Consider the following 22415-nt stretch of genomic DNA (forward strand, 5'->3'; position numbering starts at 1 on the left):
TAGTCAGTATGAATTATTCTTCGGCGTTTTCTGAGCCCTCGGTGTTCTCTTCCTCGTACTCACCTTCCTCATATTCGCCTTCTTCATACTCATCATAATCCTCATCATCAAGATAGTCTTCCATTCTGAATCCAGGAGCATCCTTAGCCTGAGTCTCACTCTTGATATCAATCTTGTATCCTGTAAGTCTTGCAGCAAGTCTTGCGTTCTGACCTTCCTTACCGATTGCAAGTGAAAGCTGGTAGTCAGGAACTACTACCTTTGCTGATTTCTCATCAGGATCAGCGAAAACAGCAACAATCTTTGCTGGTGAAAGCGCATTCTGAATAAGGTTACCAGGATTCTCATCCCAGTTGATAACGTCAATCTTTTCACCATTAAGTTCATCTACTATAAGATTAACTCTTGCGCCATTCACACCAACGCATGCGCCAACAGCATCAACATTAGGGTTGTTAGAGAATACAGCAATCTTAGTACGACTGCCTGCTTCACGGGCAATTGACTTGATCTCAACTGTGCCGTCCTGTATTTCAGCAACTTCCTGCTCAAAAAGTCTCTTAACAAGATCTGGATGTGTACGGGAAACAAGAATTCTAGGTCCCTTGGAACCGTTCTTTACCTCAAGCACATAAACTCTGATACGCTGTGTAGGCTTGTATGTCTCGCCCTTAACCTGCTCATTCTCATTGAGAATAGCATCTGCTCTTCCGAGGTTAATGCTGATATTCTTGCCAATGTATCTCTGGATTACACCGGTTACAATATCGTGCTCTTTCTCAAAATATTCGTTATAAATTGCTCCACGCTCTTCCTCACGGATTTTCTGGAGAATGACATTCTTTGCATTCTGAGTTGCAATTCTGCCAAATTCCTTTGAGTTAAGCGGAACATCCACAAGATCACCGACAACTGCTCTCTTGCTGATCTTTTTAGCATCATCCAAAGAAATCTCAATCTGAGGATCCATTACATCATCTTCAGTCTCAACAACTTCTTTTTCTGCGTAGCATTTGAAATCGCAATTGTTTCTGTCAATCTCAACTCTTACATTGTCAGCTTTTCCAAAATTATTCTTGCAAGCTGTGATAAGGGAATTCTCAATCGCATCAAACAGAGAATCCTTGCTGATGTTCTTCTCCTTCTCTAAAAGGTCAAGGGCATCCATTAATTCTTTACTCATCGTAATCTCCTTTTTTCCGCTCAGATTAAAAATCAAGAGCAAGCTTAATCACTGATATTTCTTTTCTTACGAACGTCTCATCTTTATCATTTATTGTTACAGTTACTGTTGTGCTGTCAAAAGCTTTAAGCACACCGGCAAATTCTTTAACGCCATCTTTAGCTTTAAAAAGCTTAAGTTCCACATCCTGTCCGATACTATTTTCAAAATGACGGTCTTTTTTCAGCTGTCTTCCAAGTCCGGGGCTGCTCACTTCCAAAGTGTATGCTTCCTCAATGAAATCATCCACATCAAGTGCATCTGAAAGAGCATGATTTACATCAACGCAGTCGTTTATATTAACGCCGCCATCCTTGTCAATGTAGGCTCTCAGGTACCACTCTCCTGCCTCTTTGACATACTCAACGTCGTAAATCCTGACGCCATGCTCATTAGCTATCGGTGCTAAAAGTTCTTCCGTTTTCTTCTCGATTTCTTCTTTTTTCGACATATTTTCTCCTGTGTGCATAAAAATAGTGGACTCGCGAAAGTCCACTTCAAACTAGCACTAATACGTTAATGTCATCGCAAATATAATAACATACGTTGCGCAACACTGTCAAACAAAGCCATTTTTAAATAAATCTAAAAATTCTAAAGATTTATTAAACAAAAAATCTGTATCATACGATACAGATTTTCTTTCGGGTTGGGCTGTTATAAACAGTCAATACCTCGTAGCGGAATCGAACCGCTGATTCTGCCGTGAGAGGGCAGCGTCTTAACCGCTTGACCAACGAGGCTTGTTTCTTTGTCGCTGCCGTACCGCGGCGACTTGTTTATAATAGCCCATATTTAAAAATAATGCAAGTACTTTTTTCAATTTTTTATAATTTTTTTCAAAAAATTATAATTCCCTAGTATTTATGCGGTTTCTGCGGTGTTAATTTTTTTGAAATTGTTTTAAAACACCGCCAAAAACACATAAAAGAGCCATGCTGATCAAAACTCCACCTAAAATATCAGTAAACCAATGCACTCCGCAGACCAGTCTTCCAATGACAGTTAGCAGAATTACTACTTTCGCTGCTATAGAGACGATTCTTTTAACAGTCTGATTACGAATATACTTATCAAGAACCATAATAAAGCTTCCCATTATCACACATATAAGCATTGTATGTGAAGAAGGAAAAGATGCTTCAACTTCGCCGCTTTCTTCAATTACAGGTCTATAGTTAATGATGACTTTTTCAAAGAAAGCATACAAAACAACAACAACAGTATACAATCCGCCAAGCGCAAGAATTTCTTTGTCCATTTTATCAATTCTTTTTCTATATATAAGCTGAGCTCCTCCAAACACGGCAAAAAATCCTGCGATCAAAATTGCCAATATGCCAAATACTTCTGTCAGCTTATAAAATGCATCATTGATTCCAAAAAACTCATGAACAGCAACATTAATATGAGAAAGTCCGATTGATGTATCATTAGGGCCAACCGCCGCAACATCTGCTGCCTTAACCAGTATTATCAATACCAGAAATAACGCAAAAAATAAGCCCCCAAACAAATAATTATTTCTAATTCTTTTTTCCATACCTAAACTCCTCTTCTTATATAAGTTTATCCTTTCATGAAGTCAAAAATACTGATCTGGTTTGAATCAGGAATATCTCCCAAAAGTCCCATGTCAGCCATTTTCTCAATAACACCCTGTGGACACTTGGTTCTTTGTCTAAAATCGTCCTTTGATAAAAACGGTCCATCTTTTGCAGCCTCAACAATCTGATCTGCAGCTTTTTCACCCATACCATCAATACTTGTAAGAGCAGGCATGATCTTATCTCCCACAACCTGGAATTCTCTGGATTTAACCTTGAAGATATCGATTGGCATAAATTCTATGCCTCTCTCATACATTTCTTCAACAAGTCGCATATCACCATATTCCGCCTGCTGTGCATTTGTAAGCTCATCCTTTTTATTCTGGTATTCACGCATGATAGCATGAAGATGATTTTCACCAAGACACATATGCTCATAGTTAAAAGCTTTAGCTCTGATACTGAACCATGCCGCATAAAAAGCCTGTGGCACATAAACCTTAAAGTAGGCTATACGCCAGGCCATCATTACATAAGCAGCCGCATGCGCTTTAGGGAACATGTACTTGATCTTTTTGCAGGACCAGATGTACCAGTCAGGAACACCCGCCGCTATCATGGCTTCTTCCATTTCAGGCTTTAGGCCCTTACCTTTACGTACAGACTCCATCGTCTTGAATGAAAGTGACTTATCCATCCCTTTCTGAATGAGATAGATCATAATATCATCACGACAGCAGATACAGGTATCAATTGTGGCTTTCCCCTCCTGAATAAGAGTCTGTGCATTGCCCAGCCATACGTCCGTACCATGTGACAGACCGGAAATTCTGATAAGGTGAGACAATGATGTAGGCTTGGCATCTATAACCATCTGCATGGCAAAATCCGTACCAAACTCAGGAAGTCCAAGACATCCAAGCTTTGTGCCGCCAAGCTGTTCCGGAGTAACATTAAGAGCAGTCGTATTCATAAAAAGACTCATAACATTTTTATCATCAAGCGGAACAAGCTTAGGGTCAAGCCCTGTACAATCCTGCAAAAATCTTATCATTGTAGGATCATCGTGTCCGAGAATATCAAGCTTTAACAGGTTATGGTCAATTGAGTGGTAATCATAATGAGTAGTAATTGTTGCCGTCGTCATATCATTCGCCGGGTGTTGCACAGGGCAGAATGAGTTGATATCCTCTCCCACCGGTAAAACTATGATTCCACCGGGGTGCTGACCTGTTCCGCGGCGGATACCGGTACAACCTTGAACTATTCTGTTTATCTCACTCTTTCTTTTACTTGAACCTATTGCGTCAAAATATTTTTTAACAAAGCCAAAGGCTGTCTTATCCGCAAGTGAAGCTATAGTCCCGGCTCTGAAAGTCTGGCCGTATCCAAAGATAACCTCGGTATACTTATGCGCTTTAGACTGATATTCTCCAGAGAAGTTAAGGTCAATATCCGGTTCCTTGTCTCCCTTGAATCCAAGGAATGTCTCAAAAGGAATATCAAAACCATCCTTATTCATCATGGTTCCGCATTTAGGACATCTTTTATCAGGCATATCGCAGCCGGAATTACCGCCATACTTAAGAACATCCTCAGAGTCAAAGTCACTATATTTGCACTTAGGGCATATATAATGCGGACTCAAAGAATTAACCTCAGTGATTCCGGAAGTAAACGCCACAAAAGAAGATCCTACGGAACCTCTGGATCCTACCAGATATCCATCCTCATTAGACTTCCACACAAGCTTCTGGGCAATGATATACATAACCGCAAATCCATTTTTAATGATGGAATTAAGCTCTCTTTCAAGTCGCTCCTGAACTATCTCAGGAAGCTCCTCACCATATATCTCATGTGCTCTGTCATAGCAGATCTTGGTCAGGATCTCATCACTGTTTTCAATGACAGGAGGACATTTATCAGGTCTTACAGGAGAGATACTATCGCACATATCCAGAATTTTTCTGGTATTGTCGATTACTATCTCTTTTGCCTTGTCGCCGCCAAGATAATCAAACTCACCCATCATTTCTTCTGTAGTTCTAAGGAAAAGAGGCGCCGGCTCTTCATCATCCATTCCTTTTCCCGCCATAATGATGGTCCTGTATATCTCATCTTCAGGATTCAAAAAGTGCGCATCACAGGTAGCAACAACCGGCTTGTTAAACTGTTCGCCAAGCTTAACAATCTCCTTGTTGATCTCGCGAATATCATCATCAGAATTAATATCTTCATATCTCTCTGAAGCAACCATAAAGTGGTTATTGGCAACCGGCTGTATCTCAAGGTAATCATAGAAACTAACCATCTGAGCAATTTCTTCCGGAGGTCTTCCCTCAACAACCGCTCCATATAATTCACCCGCGCAGCAGGCGCTTCCTATAATAAGCCCCTCTCTATATTTCATAAGCTCGCTCTTGGGAATCAGCGGAAATCTTCTGAAATAGTCGACATGAGACTTGCTGACAAGTGTATAAAGATTAACCCTTCCCAAAGTATTCTTAGCTAAAATAATGCAATGGTTTGGCCTTAAATGTCTTATCATCTCAGGGGTTGGCTTACCTAAAATATTAACATCTGTCAGATTCTGAGCCTTTTGCTCTTTGAGCATCGGTACAAATTTGTTAAAAATAAGCGCAGTACATTCCGCGTCATCAACAGCTCTGTGATGATGATCAAGTACCACATTAAGTGTTTTGGCAACAGAATCAAGTGTATGCTTAGCCTGAAGAGGGAAGAAATATCTTGCAAGCCACATAGTATCCACAGTAGTATAATCCACATCTATTCCAAGATCTTTGCAGTTCTGATTGATGAAACTTATGTCAAAAGTAACATTATGTCCTACCAGTACAGCTCCCTCACAGAACTCCACAAACTTAGGGATGATAACCTCCCTCGTAGGCGCATCCATAACCATCTCATCGTTTATGCTTGTAAGTTTCTCAATCCTGTATGGAATAGGAACCTGAGGATTAATAAACTCAGAAAATCGTTCTATTATCTCGCCGTTTCTGATCTTAACGGCGCCAATCTCAATAATCTTATTCTTAATCGGAGAAAAACCCGTTGTCTCAATATCAAATACAACAAAAGTGGTATCATCCAAAGGCTGGCCTTTATCATTAACAACTATCTCTTTAAGGTCATCAACAAGATATGCTTCTACTCCAAGAATAAGCTTAAAGAAATCCTGCCTCTCTATAGGCGGTTCTCCAGCTTCTTTACGCCTTTTGTTCTCACCTGAATACAAATCTTCCCAAACGTGGTTAGCATCGGTCAGAGCCTGAACAACACCGTGATCAGTGATTGCAATTCCGGGCATTCCCCATTTATATGCCTGTTTAACAATGTCTTTTACCTCTGAAACACCATCCATATCACTCATCTTGGTATGGCAATGAAGTTCAACACGTTTAACCTCTGCTCTGTCAACTCGTTTGCTAGTGAAGTCCGCAATTTTCTTAACGCCAGCCACAGACTGGATTGAAAGCTCATGATCAAATTTATCTACAGCCGCAATTCCTTTTACCTTGATAAAAGCTCCCGGCTTTATATCTTTACAGATTTCAGGAACATCCTCTGTCTTAACAAACATTTTTACAGTTATAGAATCAGTAAAGTCTGTAATATCAAATATAAGGATACTCTTTTCATTTCTGATATCCCTCTTGTCAAAGGCAGTAATCTTACCATGTATGGTTACTTCGCCAAGTTCTCCTACAAGGTCAACCAGCTTCATGGTATCATCATCAAAATCTCTTCCGTAAATAACATCCGGATTGTCAGATTTCTTGTAGCTGCCTCCAAAGTCACTTCTTCTTCCGCTCCACTTACCATTTCCGAAACCGGTCTTTCCACCGTCAACCTGTTCACTCTTCTCTTTTGGAGCAGGAGTATCTTTAGGCTGCGGCTTGGAAGCGGCAGTATTTTCCGCCTTTGCAGCTTTCTTTTCCTCGGCCTTATTTTTCTTTTCCTCGGATTTCTGTTCTGCCTCCTCAAGTCTTGCGGCAATCTTGGCTGCCTCTAAAGAATAGTCAGGTTCATTATTCTCTTTCTCAACCTTGACAAATTCCGGAGAAACAGCAACCGAAAGACCACACCTCTCATTAATTATCTTGGATAAAACTCTCACAAGATCAGGAGTTTTCTTTCTGCCAACAACAGTATCTTCAAGCCTTATAACAACATTATCCTCGTCAGGATAGACAAATTCCGCAGCACGAAAAAGACTATACTCAATATGATCATAGTCTTTTAGCTCCATTTCTATACTTTCTCTGTACAGATCAAGCAGATTTTCCGGTGTATACTGAGCAGAAAGGCTGAATTTCTCATAAATCTTGATTGTCAGATTCTGCTCTGAAAAAAGCTGTTTCTTTATTCCATTTTCCACCTTTAAGATGATTGATTTATCAATCAGCTTATTACATGAAATATATATTCTGATAAAATCCTGATTTCTCGTGGTCGACACTTTTTCGACCATGGCTTGTTCCATGGTCTCCTTTATATCAGCGTCAAGCTTTAGAGAAGGAAAAACTTCAAAAAATGATTTTGACATAAAAATATCTCTTTAATCCTAAAAATAATGCATATATCTGACAGTTCATCAAGAACATATCATCTTATTCTTCAAGTGTTTGGATTAGATTCCCAGGCATCCAGTTCTGCCTTTAACACTTCAAGAAGCTGCGCCTCAGGAACTTTTTTTACAATTTCGCCCTTTTTGATAAGAAGGCCCTCTCCGTCGCCACCTGCTATTCCTAAATCAGCTTCTTTTGCTTCGCCGGGGCCATTAACAGCACAGCCCATAACAGCAACCTTGATATTTAATGGATATTTCTGAACAAGGGTTTCAACCTGATTTGCAAGCCCGATAAGGTCAATTCTTGTTCTTCCGCAGGTAGGGCATGAAACCACTTCAATACCGCCCTGTCTTAATCCCAATGTTCTAAGAATAAATTTAGCTGTCTTAATTTCCTCTACAGGATCTCCGGAGAGTGAAACCCTGATAGTGTCACCTATTCCCTGGCTCAAAATGATACCAAGTCCAACTGAAGACTTGATGTTTCCGCCATATACAGTTCCGGCTTCAGTAATACCTACATGAAGAGGATACTGGCATTTCTTTGCAAGAAGTTCATGCGCCTTTGCACAGAGCATTACATTTGAGGACTTAATGCTTACAACAAGATTGTCATAGCCAAGTTCTTCAATAATTGCCACTTTATCAAGAGCACTTTCCACGAGTCCTTCTGCAGTAACTCCGCCATATTTTTCAACAAGGTTCTTCTCAAGTGAACCGCTGTTAACACCTACTCTAATTGGCACATTTCTTTCCTTGGCACAGGAAACCACTGCCTCAATCCTGTCTTTTGAACCAATATTTCCGGGATTTATCCTTATCTTGTCAGCACCATTCTCAATAGCAGCAATTGCCATCTTGTAGTCAAAATGTATATCAGCAACAAGCGGGATGCTGATTTCTTTTTTGATCTCTTTTAATGCTTTAGCAGCCTCAATATTAGGCACAGTACATCTAATGATCTCGCATCCAGCTTCTTCAAGTCTGTGGATCTGATCCACAGTAGCCTTAACATCATCTGTTCTGGTGTTTGTCATAGACTGAATAAGAATTGGATTACCACCGCCTATCACTCTGTCTCCGATGTGAATAACTTTTGTATTATCTCTATAAGCCATAATTGCTCTCCTACTCTTCAAACATTAAAACCTATAAAATCTCATCATCTTGTAAATTTAGTAATGTCATTAAATAAAACAAAAACCATAAGTCCAAACAGCGCTACCATTCCGATCATATGAACAAAACCTTCTTTTTCAGGCGGAACAGGTTTGCCAAATATGACTTCTATGAATTGGAACACCAGTCTTCCACCATCAAGAGCCGGAATAGGAAGAAGGTTCATTACCCCGAGGTTAACCGACAAAAGAACTGTCAGTGAAAGCATTGTAAGGACCACTGCTGATATTCCATAGGGCTTTGCTTCTTCATATGTATCATCCACCATTTTAACCATTCCAACAGGTCCGGATACATCATCAGCAGAAAGCTTACCCTTAAATAAGAGTGCAAGGCTTCTGTATGTGGCCTTAAAATAGTATCTCACCTCATACCACGCATACTTTAAAGCGCTTACCCCTTTTACTTCGCCATATTCTCCGAGATAGATTCCCATGTAATATCTCTTTGCTTCATCACTATATTTAGGTGAAAGAGTTGTCTTATAAATCTCACCATCTCGTTCATAGACAACATCCATAGGGCTTCCCTGAGCAAACTGAGAAATAAGTGTGACTTCACCTGCCATATAGACTTTCTCACCATCGATGCTGATAAACTTATCTCCAACCTGCATTCCTGCTTCCACAGCCGCAGAATTCTCTGTCATCTTGTTGATAACAGGATAATCCCATGATGAAAAGCTTACCAGAATGACAGCAAGAATATACGCAATAATGAAATTAGCAAAAGGGCCCGCAAACAAAGTTGCTATTCTTCTCCACACAGGCGCATTAAGAAAAGACCTTTCATCATAGCCTTCTTTTTCCTCTGCCACCGGATCCATTCCGTCAAACACACAGGCTCCGCCAATGGGTAAAAGCTTTATGCTGTAGAGAGTCTCCCCTTTTTGCTTTTTCCAAAGGGTTGGTCCCATACCGATAAAGAATTCGTTTACTCTTATTCCTCCTGTCTTAGCAACAATAAAATGTCCAAATTCATGTGAAGTAACTAATACTCCAAATATAATAAAAAATATAATAATACTTACAACCATATCGCTCCCAGTAAACTGTTTTACTATTTATTTATCTTCCCAGATATTCATAGGTTTCCTTTTCAGCAGCTAAAATTGCAGCCACATCCGGATTATTCACAATACTATGATGCTGCATCGCCCGTTCAATCATATCGTAGATTTCAAGATATCTGATGTTGCCCTTAAGGAATGCTTTTACAGCCATTTCATTGGCTGCATTAAATACAGTTGGCATGCTCCCTCCTGCATAGGCAGCATCAAAAGCAAGCTTAAGACCTCTGAATGTATCAATATCAGGCTTTTCAAAAGACAATGTTCCAAGTTCAAAAAGATCCAGTCTCTTTTCAGACATAGGTCTTCTGTCAGGATAAAACAGTGCATATTGAATCGGAAGTTTCATATCCGGCACTCCAAGCTGCGCGATTACTGCTCCATCCACAAATTGAACTGCACTGTGCACAATGCTCTGAGGGTGTACAACAACCTGAATATTATCAAGGCTAACATCAAAAAGCCATCTTGCTTCCATAACCTCAAGTCCCTTATTTACAAGCGAGGAGGAATCAATAGTGACTTTAGGTCCCATATCCCAGTTCGGATGCTTAAGCGCATCTGCTGCGGTCATATTCTCAAGTTCTTTTCTTGCCTTGCCCCTGAAAGGTCCACCACTTGCAGTCAAAAGAATCTTCTCAACCTTATCGCGGGGCTCCCCGTTCAAAGACTGAAAAATAGCACTATGTTCACTATCTACAGGCAAAATTTTTACTCCTTTGCTTGCAGCAAGCGGCATAATGATATGTCCCGCACAAACAAGGGTCTCCTTATTTGCCAGCGCTATATCCTTTCCGCTCTCAATAGCACGAATGGTAGGCTGAATCCCAATCATTCCAACCACTGCAGTAAGAACTGTATCAGCTTCCGGAACAGATACTATTTCAAGAAGTCCTTCCATACCGCAAAATACATTTATATCCAGGTCTTTTAATCTTGTCTTCAGATCCTTTGCTGCATCTTCACTGAACATGCAAACATATTTTGGTTTAAATTCTCTAACCTGTTTTTCTACTTCTTCAACTCTTGTATTGGCTGCCAGTCCTATAACTTCGAGCTCATCAGGATTGTTTCTCACAACATCCAAAGTCTGAGTTCCTATAGAACCTGTCGAACCTAATAGTATTATTTTTCTCATTATAAAAAGCTCCCAATAAATCTCTAATCTAACTGCACTATCCAATATCATGCTGTTTCTTGGCCACAATATCGCCATATATCACAGTACATTTTACTATAACACTTTAAGTAAATTTTGTAACCATGCACATAAAAATTGTAAAAAAAGGATGATAAAAAACATCTATGCAGAACCAAGTCTACATAGATGTTTCAATAAACTATTATATAATTCATCCAAGCATTGGAATAAAGAAAACAGCCAGGAAATATATGCATGGAATAACAAATATTACACTATCGAATCTGTCCATTATTCCGCCATGCCCGGGAATACAATTTCCATAATCTTTTATATTGTTATCTCTCTTAATTCCGGAAGCAAGTAAATCACCTATCTGTGAAATAATGCTGCCTACAAGAGTGATCAGTATAGATACGACAATTGTTATAACATTATGTGTCTCATTAACATAGAGAAGATATCCAAAGATAACGCCAACTATGATTGATCCTGCTACACCACCTATGGCACCTTCAATTGTCTTTTTAGGTGAAAGAACAGGAACCAGTTTATGTTTACCAAATGATCTTCCAACAAAATATGCGCAGGTGTCACATACCCATGCAACAAAAGGAATCCAGGCAAAATAATTACCAAATGGTCTCAGTCTCAAAAGATAGACAAAGGACATGTTTACAGGTGCATAAACAAAGCAAAAAAATGTAGCTATAGCCTGCATGGATGAGAACTTAGGAAATCTAAGCACATAGCAGACCATGATAAGAAAAAAAGCAAACATTATTGAAAAAACATAGTATTTGTGGTTACCGATCAATATCATCTGGCTGTAATGAACCAGGATAGATACATATCCACAAAATTCCAGCTCATTGCACTTAATTCCTTCTTTATGAATTCCCGTCGCTCGTGATAATTCAAAAAAGCTTATAAAAGATACTGCAAGAAGTGTCGCAGCAAGTAAATACCCTCCAAGAGTAAGCACCAATGCCAAAACAACTCCAATTACAACTCCGCTTATTACTCTAGTCTTCACTTCAATATACCAGCCTTATTTATTTTACTCTGTCTTAAGTCCACCAAACTTACGAGTTCTATTACCATATGCCTCAACAGCCTTTAACAGTTCAGCTTTGTTGAAATCAGGCCATGCAACAGGAGTAAAGTAAAACTCAGTATATGCACACTGCCAAAGCAGGTAATTTGATATACGCTGCTCATTACATGTGCGAATCATAAGATCAGGGTCAGGCATATAAGCAGTATCAAGATTCTCGGCGATCATCTTCTCAGTAATATCAGCTGCTTTAATCTCTCCGTTTTCAACTTTCTGTGCAACCTTGCGAACAGCTCTTGTGATTTCATCTCTGCTTCCATAATTGATAGCAATGGTAAATGTAAGACCTGTATTATTTGCAGTTGTCTCTTCCAGCTCAAGAATTGCCTTTTGGATATCTGCTGACAAAAGACTCCTTTCACCGATCACACGACATCTTACATTATTCTTCATAGACTTCTTGATACTGGTCTTCAAATAATTTCGAAGTATCGTCATCAAAGCTGAAACTTCAGCCTCAGGTCTGCTCCAGTTCTCTGTAGAAAAGGCATATACAGTCAGATATTTAATTCCTATATCACGGGCATCAACAAGTATATCCTCTACTGCCTTAGCACCCTGCATATGTCCATAATTACGAGGCATTCCCTTTTCTTTTGCCCATCTGCCATTTCCATCAAGAATAATTGCTACGTGATTCGGAATGTTCTTTAGTTCTTCCATCATTAGACTCCAATTTTGTAATTAGTTAAAACTTAGGAACTGCAGAGATACAGATAAATTCCGTTCTCGACAGTTCCCTGATATTCATTAATGAACCGCTAAATCTATATTTCGGATTAAACAGTCATTACTTCTTTATTCTTCTCTTCAACAGCGCCGTCTATCTCTTTGATAAACTTATCTGTGATTTTCTGAAGTTCTTCATTCAGATCATTTATCTCATCCTCTGAGACATCAGAACCTTTAAGTTTCTTAAATGCATCGTTTCCATCTCGTCTTACGTTTCTGACAGCAACCTTTGCATCTTCACCCTTCTTGCGGATATCCTTAGCAAGCTGTTTTCTTCTTTCCTCAGTAAGCTCCGGGAAAACAAGTCGGATAACTGATCCATCATTGCTCGGTGTAATACCAAGGTCGGACATCATGATTGCCTTTTCAAGATCCTTAATAAGTGATTTCTCCCATGGCGCAATCTGAATAATACGCGCTTCCGGAACAGAAACATTGGCAACCTGCTGAATTGGTGTAGGTGTACCATAATAATCTACTTTAATTTTATCAAGCACATGTGGATTAGCTCTTCCGGCACGGATTGAAGCAAGTTCCTCTTTCAAAAAATCAAAAGATTTCTGCATTTTGTCGTTATATTCTTTAACTCTTTCGTTCATACCTGATTCCTCCTGTTATAAATTTTTGTATGTGGCAGGCAGATTGTTAATCAGCAGTAACAACAGTACCATTAAATGTTCCGCTTGCTGCCTTAACAATACTATTTTCTTCCTGAAGTGCAAAGACTCTCATAGGAATCTTGTTGTCTCTTGCAAGGATAGAAGCTGTCATATCCACAACCTGCAGATTCTCGGCGATTACTTCATTGATTGAAACAGTATCATATCTCTTTGCATTAGGATTCTTAGCCGGATCGCTGTCATATACGCCATCAACTGCCTTGGCTAAAAGCATACAATCTGCCTCAACCTCAATTGCTCTGAGAACCACGCCTGTATCTGTCGAAAAATATGGATGTCCTGTACCACCTGCAAAAAATACAACCATATTACGAGCAAAATACTTGTTTGCTCTGTCTTTTGAAAATAGCTTAGTAAAAGAACCACATTCAAAAGGTGTCAGAATATTTGTCATCATGCCTTCACTTCTGAATATCTCTGAAACGTAGATACAGTTCATGATCGTAGCCAGCATACCAATCTGATCAGCCTTTACACGATCTATATTCTCACTGGTACGTCCTCTCCAAAAGTTACCGCCACCGATAACTATTCCAACCTGAGTACCACCATCAACAAGCTGTTTAACCTGAAGTGCAACCTTTCTAACAGTTTCCTCATCAAATCCGGTCTTTTTCTCACCTGCAAGCGCTTCACCACTAAGCTTCAATAAAATTCTCATCTTGATCTCCAATTACTTTATTAAATTATTACTATTATCTATTCTTAAGAGTTTCAAAGAACTCAGAAGGATTAACATCAGCATAAGCCTGTGAACACATACCTTCGATAACAGCACCATTGTTGATCTGAACTGACTGAGACTTGATATTACCCATAACAATAGCTGTAGTATCAAGAACAACAGGTCCATGAACATCAATATCGCCCTTAACAGCGCCTGCAATAACAGCACTTGATCCATAGATATTACCTACAATAACGGTGCTCTGTCCTACCTTAACACTACCCTTACTCTTAATTTCTCCTGTGATTCTTGCAGATTCAGCATAAATTTCAGCTGCATCTGAATCCCCAATTATTTCTCCGGTAATATTAAGCTTACCGAGACATTTGATATTTCCGGCTACCCTTCCAATAAGATCAAGTGATCCTGTTGTCTGAATGTCACCTGAAATTGCCATTCCTTCTGTAATGCTAGCTGTCTCATCTGTTGGTGTCTGCTGTTCAAAATCCATAGTATTTATCCCCCCATTATTTGTTTTATTATCAACAGGTACAGTTTCCACTGTAGCATACTGTTCGTTAGTTGTAGTAGTTGCAACATACTGTTCGGTTGTCGTAGTAGCAACATACCGCTCTTTAGCTGCAGCACTGATAGCTTCAATAGCTGACTGTGGCTGTTCCTGCTTAACCTCAGTCTGTGTCTGCTCTTCTATCTTTTCCTCAAGGCTCTCGAGCTCAGCTGCCTCAGCAGCGTTCTTCTTCATTTCAGCAATGAATTCAATTGCACTCTTTTGAACCTCTTTTTCTGCCTTTGAGCTTTCCTTTGGCTCTTTTTCAACAAAAGTAGGAGCCTCTTCCTTTACAAATTCCGATTCAACATCCTCAAAGTCTGATTCCTCTCCAAATACAGACTCATCCTGCTTAATTTCATTGTCTTCGTCAACATCCTCATTAGCCAACTCATCAAGTTTAATATCATCTAACCGGCTAAGCATGCTGTCAATATCAACATCATCCTTTACTTTGCTACTACGAGCGTTTGTCCCCTCACTTGACTTGTTACTATCAAGAACAGCTGCATCATCTGCCTTATCATCAGGCATGAGAGTATTCACAGCCTGTGAAAGGTCATTCTTCAGCTCAGAAAAAAATCCCATCTTGATATCCTCCATTCAATAATAAATGTTAATATTTGATATGTTGAACCGGTAACGTATCATTTGTTATCGGAACTATCACTGTATCTTCCATGCCCTGAATTGCCTCGATAATATCAGGTAACGCAGTCACTGTCGCTTTTTTATCTGCTGAATCATGCATCAAAACAACGCAATGCTTAAAGCGCGGTATATTGCTGACTATATTGTTGTAAATCGAAGAACTTGTCGCATCGCTCGCTGTATCGCCTGCAGAAACGTTCCAGTCAAAAAATGTTATCTCCGCATCATCTAAACATTCGATAAGCTCTCTTATGCTCACAGTGCTGACTTTGTTAGAACTTCCCCCTGGAAATCTGTAAAACTTTGACCACTGGCCTGTCGTCTCGTACAGGAAGATACGAAGCTTATCCAGATCAGCCTTAAATGAATCAACTGATTCATAAATCTCATTGTACTTGTGGCTGTAGGAATGCATACCCAATGTATGACCTTCATCCACAATTCTCTTGTACTTATCAGTATATTTGGCATCCGGCTTTCCACATACAAAAAAAGTAGCCTTAACATTATATCTGGCAAGAATATCCAAAATCTGATCTGTCGAAGAACTGGGTCCATCATCAAATGTCAGATAAACATATCGTGTTCCCTCTATATCCTCGGGATTCTGTGCTCCGGAAATCTCCAGATTAGCTTCACTGGCATCAACCTCTGAATCAATGAGAGATTTTGTATCTACAATCGACTTGTTGCTGTCAGCTGCCAAATCCGACTTATCCTGTCCAGTCTCCTCAGTAAGAACCTGATCTGTCTTATTCTTATCTGAAAGTATTTCCATTTCAGTTCCATAATTATCCCGATACCATTGAAGATCGGCAACATTCTGATCATACCTGGTCCTAAGCCTGTCATAACGCACAGCCAGAATAACACAGATGCAGGTTGGAATGAAACATGAAGCCAGAACTACAGTCACAATAAGCCTTCGTAAATTTTTAATACGCCTGCTGTATTCTTTCTTGGGCTTTCCTGAATCCTTATACGATGTCATTATCTCATAAAGTCTCTTCCATTAAAATATAAAATAACTGTAAACAGCAACTCTAGTATATCATAAATTCCCTTCAAAAGAAAAGAGCGCAGGGATTTTTCCTGCGCTCAAAAAAACTTATGATATTTAAAAATCTGTCAACGTGCCATTTCCGGCTGATGTATAAGTCATTATGTAATTATCATACTGCCCCGCATTGTAGCCAACCATCTGTGAATTAGTGCTTCCACCATGGAATGTATACCCCACATCTGCGATATTCACCGTATCAAATGCAACCGGGCTCCCATTTCTTAAAAACACTGTTCTGATACCAACACCCTGAATGTCATGCTCCGAATAATTTGTTGCTGACACTTCAATGCAGCCTCCTGCATCCATCGCATCAACATCAACTGATGTGTAAGTGCAATTATCAGTCTTTTCAAATTCAAATTCATACTGATATTTTACAGCTCTTTTTATATCAGAATTTTTAAATTGACCATAAAGAATGAATTGCTGCCCGTTCTTAACTGCCTCGGAATAATCGTTGACCTTTGAAAGAACCTGACCATCCTTGTCAAGCGCCGAAAAGTCCGCACTTATAGATATGTCACATCCGGTATTATTGGTAGCAACAACAACATAATAAGTGCACCAGTCATAACCGTCCGGAATTGCATATTCACTATTTACAGTTATATCATCCGTGGAAAGTCCGGCAGCATTTACTCTTAGCTGCCCTGCTTTGCAAAAAATAATCACTGCAAAAAGAATTAAAGACAACCCCATTGCGATAAATGAAGAAAATAATTGTTTTTTCATAGCCATCACCCTCCACCTATATTTGATAACTTAATTATGCAATTCTCAGATAGGTTAGTCGAGGGTAGCAAGGGTTATTTAATCCTTTTTTTACCTTTATAAATTTTCTATTAAACCCGCACCAGTACTGGGTTTAACGGGCATTCATGGCTGCATTCCAGTCACCTATTCCCATGTACGCAGCTGCCTTTTGAATATAGGCTCCGGAATCGGATCCGTTCATGTTTTTAAAATAATCATAGGCCATTTTACGCCTTCCATCCTGGGTTGAAAGTCCAACAGAAAGGCCATTCTTGACCTCAAGATGAAAATCAGTCTGTCTGTTGAATATGATCATCTTTATGTAGCGGTTAGTCATAGTACGCTGATAAGCATAGACCATAGCTGCTGCCTGTGCCTCTTCGCCCTGGCTTGAAGAATATCCGATCTCAGTCAAAAGAACCGGTCTCACCTGACCCTTTGTATTTCTCATAGCCGGAAGACACAGATAATCAGTGAGCTGCTCGATATTTTCCATAGAAAGATATGGTGTATCTATTGAGTGCTGGATCATGGTTACAGCCTCTGCATTCTTGGGTGTCCAGAAAGAAGTCCATGTCATAGGATAATTATAGGGATGTTCTGCCACTGCCCAGTCAAAGTTTCCCTGTGCAACCACGACTGCATTTATTGCTTCAAGCATGCTTCTTGCTGAAAAATATGAACTGTTGTGAATCTTGGTCCAGTTCTGATCAAGACTTATGCAGACTGTAGCATTTGCATTCTTACTCTTTATCGCGTTGTAGCAAACTCTGAGAGAATCAGCATAGAGCTGAGCATAGGATAATTCATCAGAAACACTTGAATAGTTCCAGGCGTTTTTTGCATTAACCTCATTTCCTATAACCCAGTTATCAATCTGTCCAACGCCATTGTGTCCGTTGTATCTTTCCGCCAAAAAGGAAACCACTGCCTCAAGATACTCAAGTCCCTTATCCTCAGAAGTATTCATCATATAATAGCTGCATCTTCCGATACCACCTCTTGAAGAAGGTGCAATCATGAATTCTTCGCCTCTTGCATAAGGATTTAAAAGGACCATCGTCAAACCGATTTTCTGAGAAGAAGTAATTCTTACACAGTGATCATACTGGCTCATATACGATGAATCAAAACCATAAACTTTGCCATTATACTCATATTTGATGGCACCGTCACCGCCAATAACATCTTCAAGATTGATGTTATATGCCGCCTGCTGAACCCCAAGATCCAAAACCTCAGTATTTCCATTTCCAATCTTGGCTCCATCAAGAATAATGCCTTTCTTGCCATTATTCATAACAGCCGGAGAATTGGTTGCCAGCACTTCCGGATTAGTGATATATCTTGGATTTGTGACAGCTACAAGTTTTCCGCCCTGAATGACAGCCACCTGAAATTTATCATATAAACGGCTTCCTGCTGTATTAAAGCCAAGTGGAACCTGGAAAGTCACATTTGCTCCCATAGGCAGCGAAGCAATAGCAGATCCACTCGGTCCAATCTGATAAACTTTCTCAGCATAAAGATAAAAAGTTCCGTCATCACTGTCCGGAAAATCTGACGCCGAAACAGAAACCTTGACGTTTGCACCTTCAATAACAGCCCCGGTTATAGAAACAGCACCTGTTCCTGCTGCCTTTGCGCTAATAGAATTACAAGAAATAACAACTGCTACAACAAAAAAGAATACTCCTACCCAATACAAAACATTTTTTCGCTTACTTTTCATTTGATCCCCCAATTATTTTAATAGTCTACCTTCATCATACAAAGCCCCTCTGGTCTGGCAGTCGGACCAGCTTCATTTCTGTTACATGCTTCAAGAATGTCTTTTACCTTATCAGGCTCAATGTTTCCGTAACCCACCTCCAACAAAGTACCTGTAAGTATCCTGACCATATTCTGTAAAAAGCCGTTACCATGAAAATAAAATCTAATGTAGCTTCCACTTTTTTCAATATTGATAGTGTCTACAGTCCTTACTGTAGACTTCTTTATCTTGGTATTCCCGCAAAAGCTCTTGAAATCATGCGTTCCAACAAGATACCGGGTAGCTTCCTGCATTCTCTCAATGTCCGGCTCCTTATCCAGTATCGTGACGTATTTTCTGTCAAAAACAGGCTTTCCAACGCCATACCAACAAGTATATCTGTATGTTTTACCCACTGCATTATATCTTGCATGAAATCTGTCAGAACATATCTTAACTTCATTAACACTGATATCCTCAGGCAGATACGCATTAAGATATGTCTGTATTTCATTTTCCGACATGTCGGTATTTAGAATAACATTCGCTGTCATCGCCCTGGCATGAACCCCGGCATCCGTCCTGCCTGCGCCGATAAGATTTATTTCCCCATAACCGGCATTTACCATTCTGCCAAGAACGTTTTCTATCTTCCCCTGAACTGTCATATCATTTTCCGAATGTCGTTCCCAGCCATGATATCTTGTTCCATCATAGCTTATAATAAGTTTATAATTCCGATCCATAATCCCCCACTTCTTAATGTTTTTTTGCGCACTGCTGAATCATTTTTTGTCTGAACTGTAAGGCAGACACGCTCAGAATATTATACAATAACACCCATTGTCTTGTCCGTAAAAAAATGAGCAAATGACAAAACATTTATCGTCATTCGCTCATAAATATCATCAAATATTTTAAATTCAAGAAAAGAATCTGTGCTTTATAATAAACGTCATCTCTTATAGAGCATAAGCTCATCAAGCCGAGATCAGTTTGTTATTCTTTAAGAACTTACCGATAGTCATCCAGATAATAAGTGCGTATACAAAGCCTATAACCGCTGTAATAAACTGAAAAACTGAAAATGTAATCTGAAATGTGCCCATTTTATTTCTAAGAAGACTTTCTGCCGGGATAAATGTCGGCAACAGCCATAAAGAAATTGTAACACCCATAAATAAGCCCTTTGCCAACGCGCATATAAATGCTTTAAAATAATTCATTACATACCCTTTAACAGTGCTGTCTTTTGTAATTGATTTTTTAAGTAAAAAATGAGTAGTCACAACCAAAACAATGTTTCCAGCCATAATCAACGGAATGATTCCCGGAACAGCCATCATTACAGGAGAGGCTGCAATCAGATATGCCGTCACAGGCGTGATGACGCTCAATATTATCGCGCTTACAAGATTAACTGCAAGCACAGCTACTATCAGACACGCATTTATTATAGGTCCTGTAATAAAAATACTTAAGTTCTTAAAAAATTGGCTCACAATGCAGATAGCAAGTAAAGCTGCAGTAATAGTTATTTCCCTGGTACCAAAATATTTTTTCATGGCAATTATCCCCCTTTTTTTGTTATCAATAATTATTTTAGCAGATATTTACGTTAATCTGTTAATAAAAAATATTATTAAGGGATAATAGGCCGCCCTTTTCTCCATTTTCCATATTTGTACCATCCCAGATATTGCTTGTTTTATTTAGTTAAAAGAACTACTGTCTCTATAGACCTTGTAAAAGGAAACATATCAACCGGTATTGCTTTATTCACCTTATATCCTCCCTTTGTGATAAGCTCAAGATCTCGAGCAAGTGAATCAGGGCTGCAGGAGATATAAACAACTTTCTTCGGAGCAAGGGCGATCATTGAGGAAATAAACTCAGGTGTAGAACCTGAACGAGGCGGATCCATAAATACAAGGTCCACTTTATCACCTGAATCAGCCATCTGCTGCATGAATCTTGTAGCATCATTTTCATAGAAAGTGATATTCTTTATTTCATTTATTTTGGCGTTCAGATTTGCATCCTTAACCGCATCCTTGTTGAGCTCCACAGAAATAACTTCTTTGACATGAGGGCTTGCAATTATACCAATCGTACCTACGCCGCAGTAGCAGTCAAGCGCAGTCTCATCACCCTTAAGGTCTGCCATTTCAATCGCTGTTTTGTACAACACTTCTGTCTGAACAGGATTGACCTGATAGAAGGACTTTGGACTTATCTTAAACTTCATTCCGCAGCATATATCGTAAATAAAGCCCGGTCCATACATAGGCTTTTCTTTATCTCCAAGGATCATACTGGTCTGCTTGTCATTTATGTTCATGACAATAGTAGTGATCTCAGGATGCTCTTTTAAAAGAGCTTTTACAAAATTGTTCTTTGATGGAAAAACAGGTGATACCGTCACAAGCACTACCATAATCTCACCGGTGTTTTTACCAATTCTGATAAGAACATGGCGAAGAAGTCCAAAACCGTTGTCTTCGTCATAAGTCTTGATCTTAAAGGACTTTAACATTCCTCTGATGGTAGCGATTATTGCATCTGCTTTTTCATCTTCAAGAAGGCATTTATCAACCGGAACCACATCATGAGTTCCTTCTTTATAAATTCCTGAAAGTGGATTACCTTTTTTATCATGGGTAAAGACAGCATGTACCTTGCATCTGTAGTGCTCCGGTTCTTCCATTCCGATAAAAGCTGCTACCCTTGTATACGGTTCAAGAAGTTCCTTAACATGAGCATGTTTTTGGCGAAGCTGCTTATCATAAGGCACATCGATCATCTGACAACCGCCGCACTTTTTTGAATATGGGCATCTACTGGGTGTTCGTTTTGCTTTTTCAACATTTTTGGCTGTATCTTCTTCACGCTTCTTGCCCCTATTATCATCTATAGCATTATCAACGATTTTTGTTTTCTTTTGAGGCGCAGGTTTAACTTTTTTAACAGCTGCTGATTTTGGAATAGTGTTCTTCTTTTTACTCTCAGCGCTGTTTTTTTCAGACTTCTCATTCTTCTTTGAACCTGACATCATGTTGTTTATCTTCTCAAATTTTCTTACATTTTCTCTATATGACATATCTAATCCTCTATTCCATAAAAAAGAAGGGGAAATCAGCCCCCTTCTTAATCACTCTTCATCATCCGTATCATCAGAAGTATTCTCAAACTTTAATTCCGGCATCTCAAGTCCTGTGCCCTCATCCCTTACTGCTTCACTTCGTCTGCGAATACGCTCGGTATTCTTCAAATCCCCATAATCCTTAAACTTGATTCCTTCTATTCCTCTTGCAAGTTCTCTGGCACGAAGCAATTCACCCTTATTAATCTTGAAAGTGCATACAATCTTGCTTCCGCTCCTGTCTAACAGACGCTGAAAAAACGATCTGTCCTGCCATTCAATAAAATAGGAAATTCTGTGAGCAAGGAATCTCTCTTCCAGCTGCTTCTTGCTCTCTATGCTGTACACCTTACAAAATGGAACCTCATTATTAAAAACCTGATTGTGTTGAATTATTGTTGACATAACTACCTCTCATAAATGACATTGCTAATAAATTATAGCATAGTGATTTTAACAAAACAATTTTCTATATGATATTTATTATCTTTCTTTTATGATATCATTTATCTAATAATCAAAAAGTAATTT

At 39.3% G+C, this 22415-nt stretch carries 19 protein-coding genes and 1 tRNA gene; all 20 read right to left on the bottom strand.

Annotation, left to right across the window (positions count from 1 at the left end; all coding sequences use genetic code 11):
• Positions 1-13 precede the first annotated feature (13 nt).
• Positions 14-1183, bottom strand: a complete 1170-nt coding sequence (gene nusA / locus BM086_RS17440) for a transcription termination factor NusA (RefSeq protein WP_092330195.1) — start codon at positions 1181-1183, stop codon at positions 14-16.
• 25 nt (positions 1184-1208) lie between these two features.
• On the bottom strand, positions 1209-1673 hold the full coding sequence (rimP, locus tag BM086_RS17445; RefSeq protein ID WP_092330199.1) for a ribosome maturation factor RimP: 465 nt from the start codon (positions 1671-1673) through the stop codon (positions 1209-1211).
• Between the two features lie 220 nt (positions 1674-1893).
• Positions 1894-1965 (bottom strand) — tRNA-Glu (locus tag BM086_RS17450).
• A 140-nt stretch (positions 1966-2105) separates the two neighbouring features.
• Positions 2106-2765 carry a phosphatase PAP2 family protein gene (locus tag BM086_RS17455; protein ID WP_092330204.1) on the bottom strand — a complete coding sequence of 220 codons (660 nt, stop codon included), beginning with the start codon at positions 2763-2765 and terminating at the stop codon, positions 2106-2108.
• A gap of 26 nt (positions 2766-2791) precedes the next feature.
• Positions 2792-7342, bottom strand: coding sequence for a PolC-type DNA polymerase III (locus BM086_RS17460; RefSeq protein ID WP_092330208.1), 4551 nt, complete (start codon positions 7340-7342; stop codon positions 2792-2794).
• A 71-nt stretch (positions 7343-7413) separates the two neighbouring features.
• Positions 7414-8484: a flavodoxin-dependent (E)-4-hydroxy-3-methylbut-2-enyl-diphosphate synthase gene (gene ispG / locus BM086_RS17465; protein WP_092330213.1), complete on the bottom strand. Its 1071-nt coding sequence runs from the start codon at positions 8482-8484 to the stop codon at positions 7414-7416.
• A gap of 44 nt (positions 8485-8528) precedes the next feature.
• Complete coding sequence (gene rseP / locus BM086_RS17470) at positions 8529-9581, bottom strand: RIP metalloprotease RseP (RefSeq protein WP_092330217.1); 1053 nt, start codon at positions 9579-9581, stop codon at positions 8529-8531.
• A 31-nt stretch (positions 9582-9612) separates the two neighbouring features.
• Positions 9613-10755 (bottom strand): 1-deoxy-D-xylulose-5-phosphate reductoisomerase, encoded by a 1143-nt coding sequence (locus BM086_RS17475; RefSeq protein ID WP_175560352.1) that lies wholly within the window; start codon positions 10753-10755, stop codon positions 9613-9615.
• Positions 10756-10966: 211 nt separating this feature from the next.
• On the bottom strand, positions 10967-11791 hold the full coding sequence (locus tag BM086_RS17480; protein ID WP_092330225.1) for a phosphatidate cytidylyltransferase: 825 nt from the start codon (positions 11789-11791) through the stop codon (positions 10967-10969).
• 24 nt (positions 11792-11815) lie between these two features.
• Entirely contained in the window at positions 11816-12535 is a 720-nt protein-coding gene (locus tag BM086_RS17485; RefSeq protein WP_092330230.1) for an isoprenyl transferase, read from the bottom strand.
• 116 nt (positions 12536-12651) lie between these two features.
• Entirely contained in the window at positions 12652-13203 is a 552-nt protein-coding gene (gene frr, locus BM086_RS17490) for a ribosome recycling factor (RefSeq protein WP_092330234.1), read from the bottom strand.
• 46 nt (positions 13204-13249) lie between these two features.
• A complete protein-coding gene (pyrH, locus tag BM086_RS17495) occupies positions 13250-13951 on the bottom strand; it encodes a UMP kinase (protein WP_092330275.1) in 702 nt (233 codons plus the stop codon).
• Positions 13952-13979: 28 nt separating this feature from the next.
• Positions 13980-15107: a polymer-forming cytoskeletal protein gene (locus tag BM086_RS17500; protein WP_242952253.1), complete on the bottom strand. Its 1128-nt coding sequence runs from the start codon at positions 15105-15107 to the stop codon at positions 13980-13982.
• A 28-nt stretch (positions 15108-15135) separates the two neighbouring features.
• Positions 15136-16161, bottom strand: coding sequence for a polysaccharide deacetylase family protein (locus tag BM086_RS17505; RefSeq protein WP_092330238.1), 1026 nt, complete (start codon positions 16159-16161; stop codon positions 15136-15138).
• A 126-nt stretch (positions 16162-16287) separates the two neighbouring features.
• A complete protein-coding gene (locus BM086_RS17510) occupies positions 16288-16968 on the bottom strand; it encodes a hypothetical protein (protein WP_092330243.1) in 681 nt (226 codons plus the stop codon).
• A gap of 133 nt (positions 16969-17101) precedes the next feature.
• Complete coding sequence (locus BM086_RS17515; RefSeq protein WP_092330248.1) at positions 17102-18721, bottom strand: DUF5722 domain-containing protein; 1620 nt, start codon at positions 18719-18721, stop codon at positions 17102-17104.
• 17 nt (positions 18722-18738) lie between these two features.
• Positions 18739-19488 carry a tRNA pseudouridine(38-40) synthase TruA gene (truA, locus tag BM086_RS17520; RefSeq protein WP_092330253.1) on the bottom strand — a complete coding sequence of 250 codons (750 nt, stop codon included), beginning with the start codon at positions 19486-19488 and terminating at the stop codon, positions 18739-18741.
• Positions 19489-19722: 234 nt separating this feature from the next.
• On the bottom strand, positions 19723-20307 hold the full coding sequence (locus BM086_RS17525) for an ECF transporter S component (RefSeq protein WP_092330258.1): 585 nt from the start codon (positions 20305-20307) through the stop codon (positions 19723-19725).
• Between the two features lie 143 nt (positions 20308-20450).
• On the bottom strand, positions 20451-21842 hold the full coding sequence (gene rlmD / locus BM086_RS17530; protein WP_092330266.1) for a 23S rRNA (uracil(1939)-C(5))-methyltransferase RlmD: 1392 nt from the start codon (positions 21840-21842) through the stop codon (positions 20451-20453).
• A 51-nt stretch (positions 21843-21893) separates the two neighbouring features.
• Positions 21894-22289 (bottom strand): hypothetical protein, encoded by a 396-nt coding sequence (locus BM086_RS17535; protein WP_092330269.1) that lies wholly within the window; start codon positions 22287-22289, stop codon positions 21894-21896.
• Between the last annotated feature and the right edge of the window lie 126 nt (positions 22290-22415).

This window comes from Butyrivibrio sp. YAB3001 (assembly GCF_900112195.1).
Taxonomy (GTDB): domain Bacteria; phylum Bacillota; class Clostridia; order Lachnospirales; family Lachnospiraceae; genus Butyrivibrio.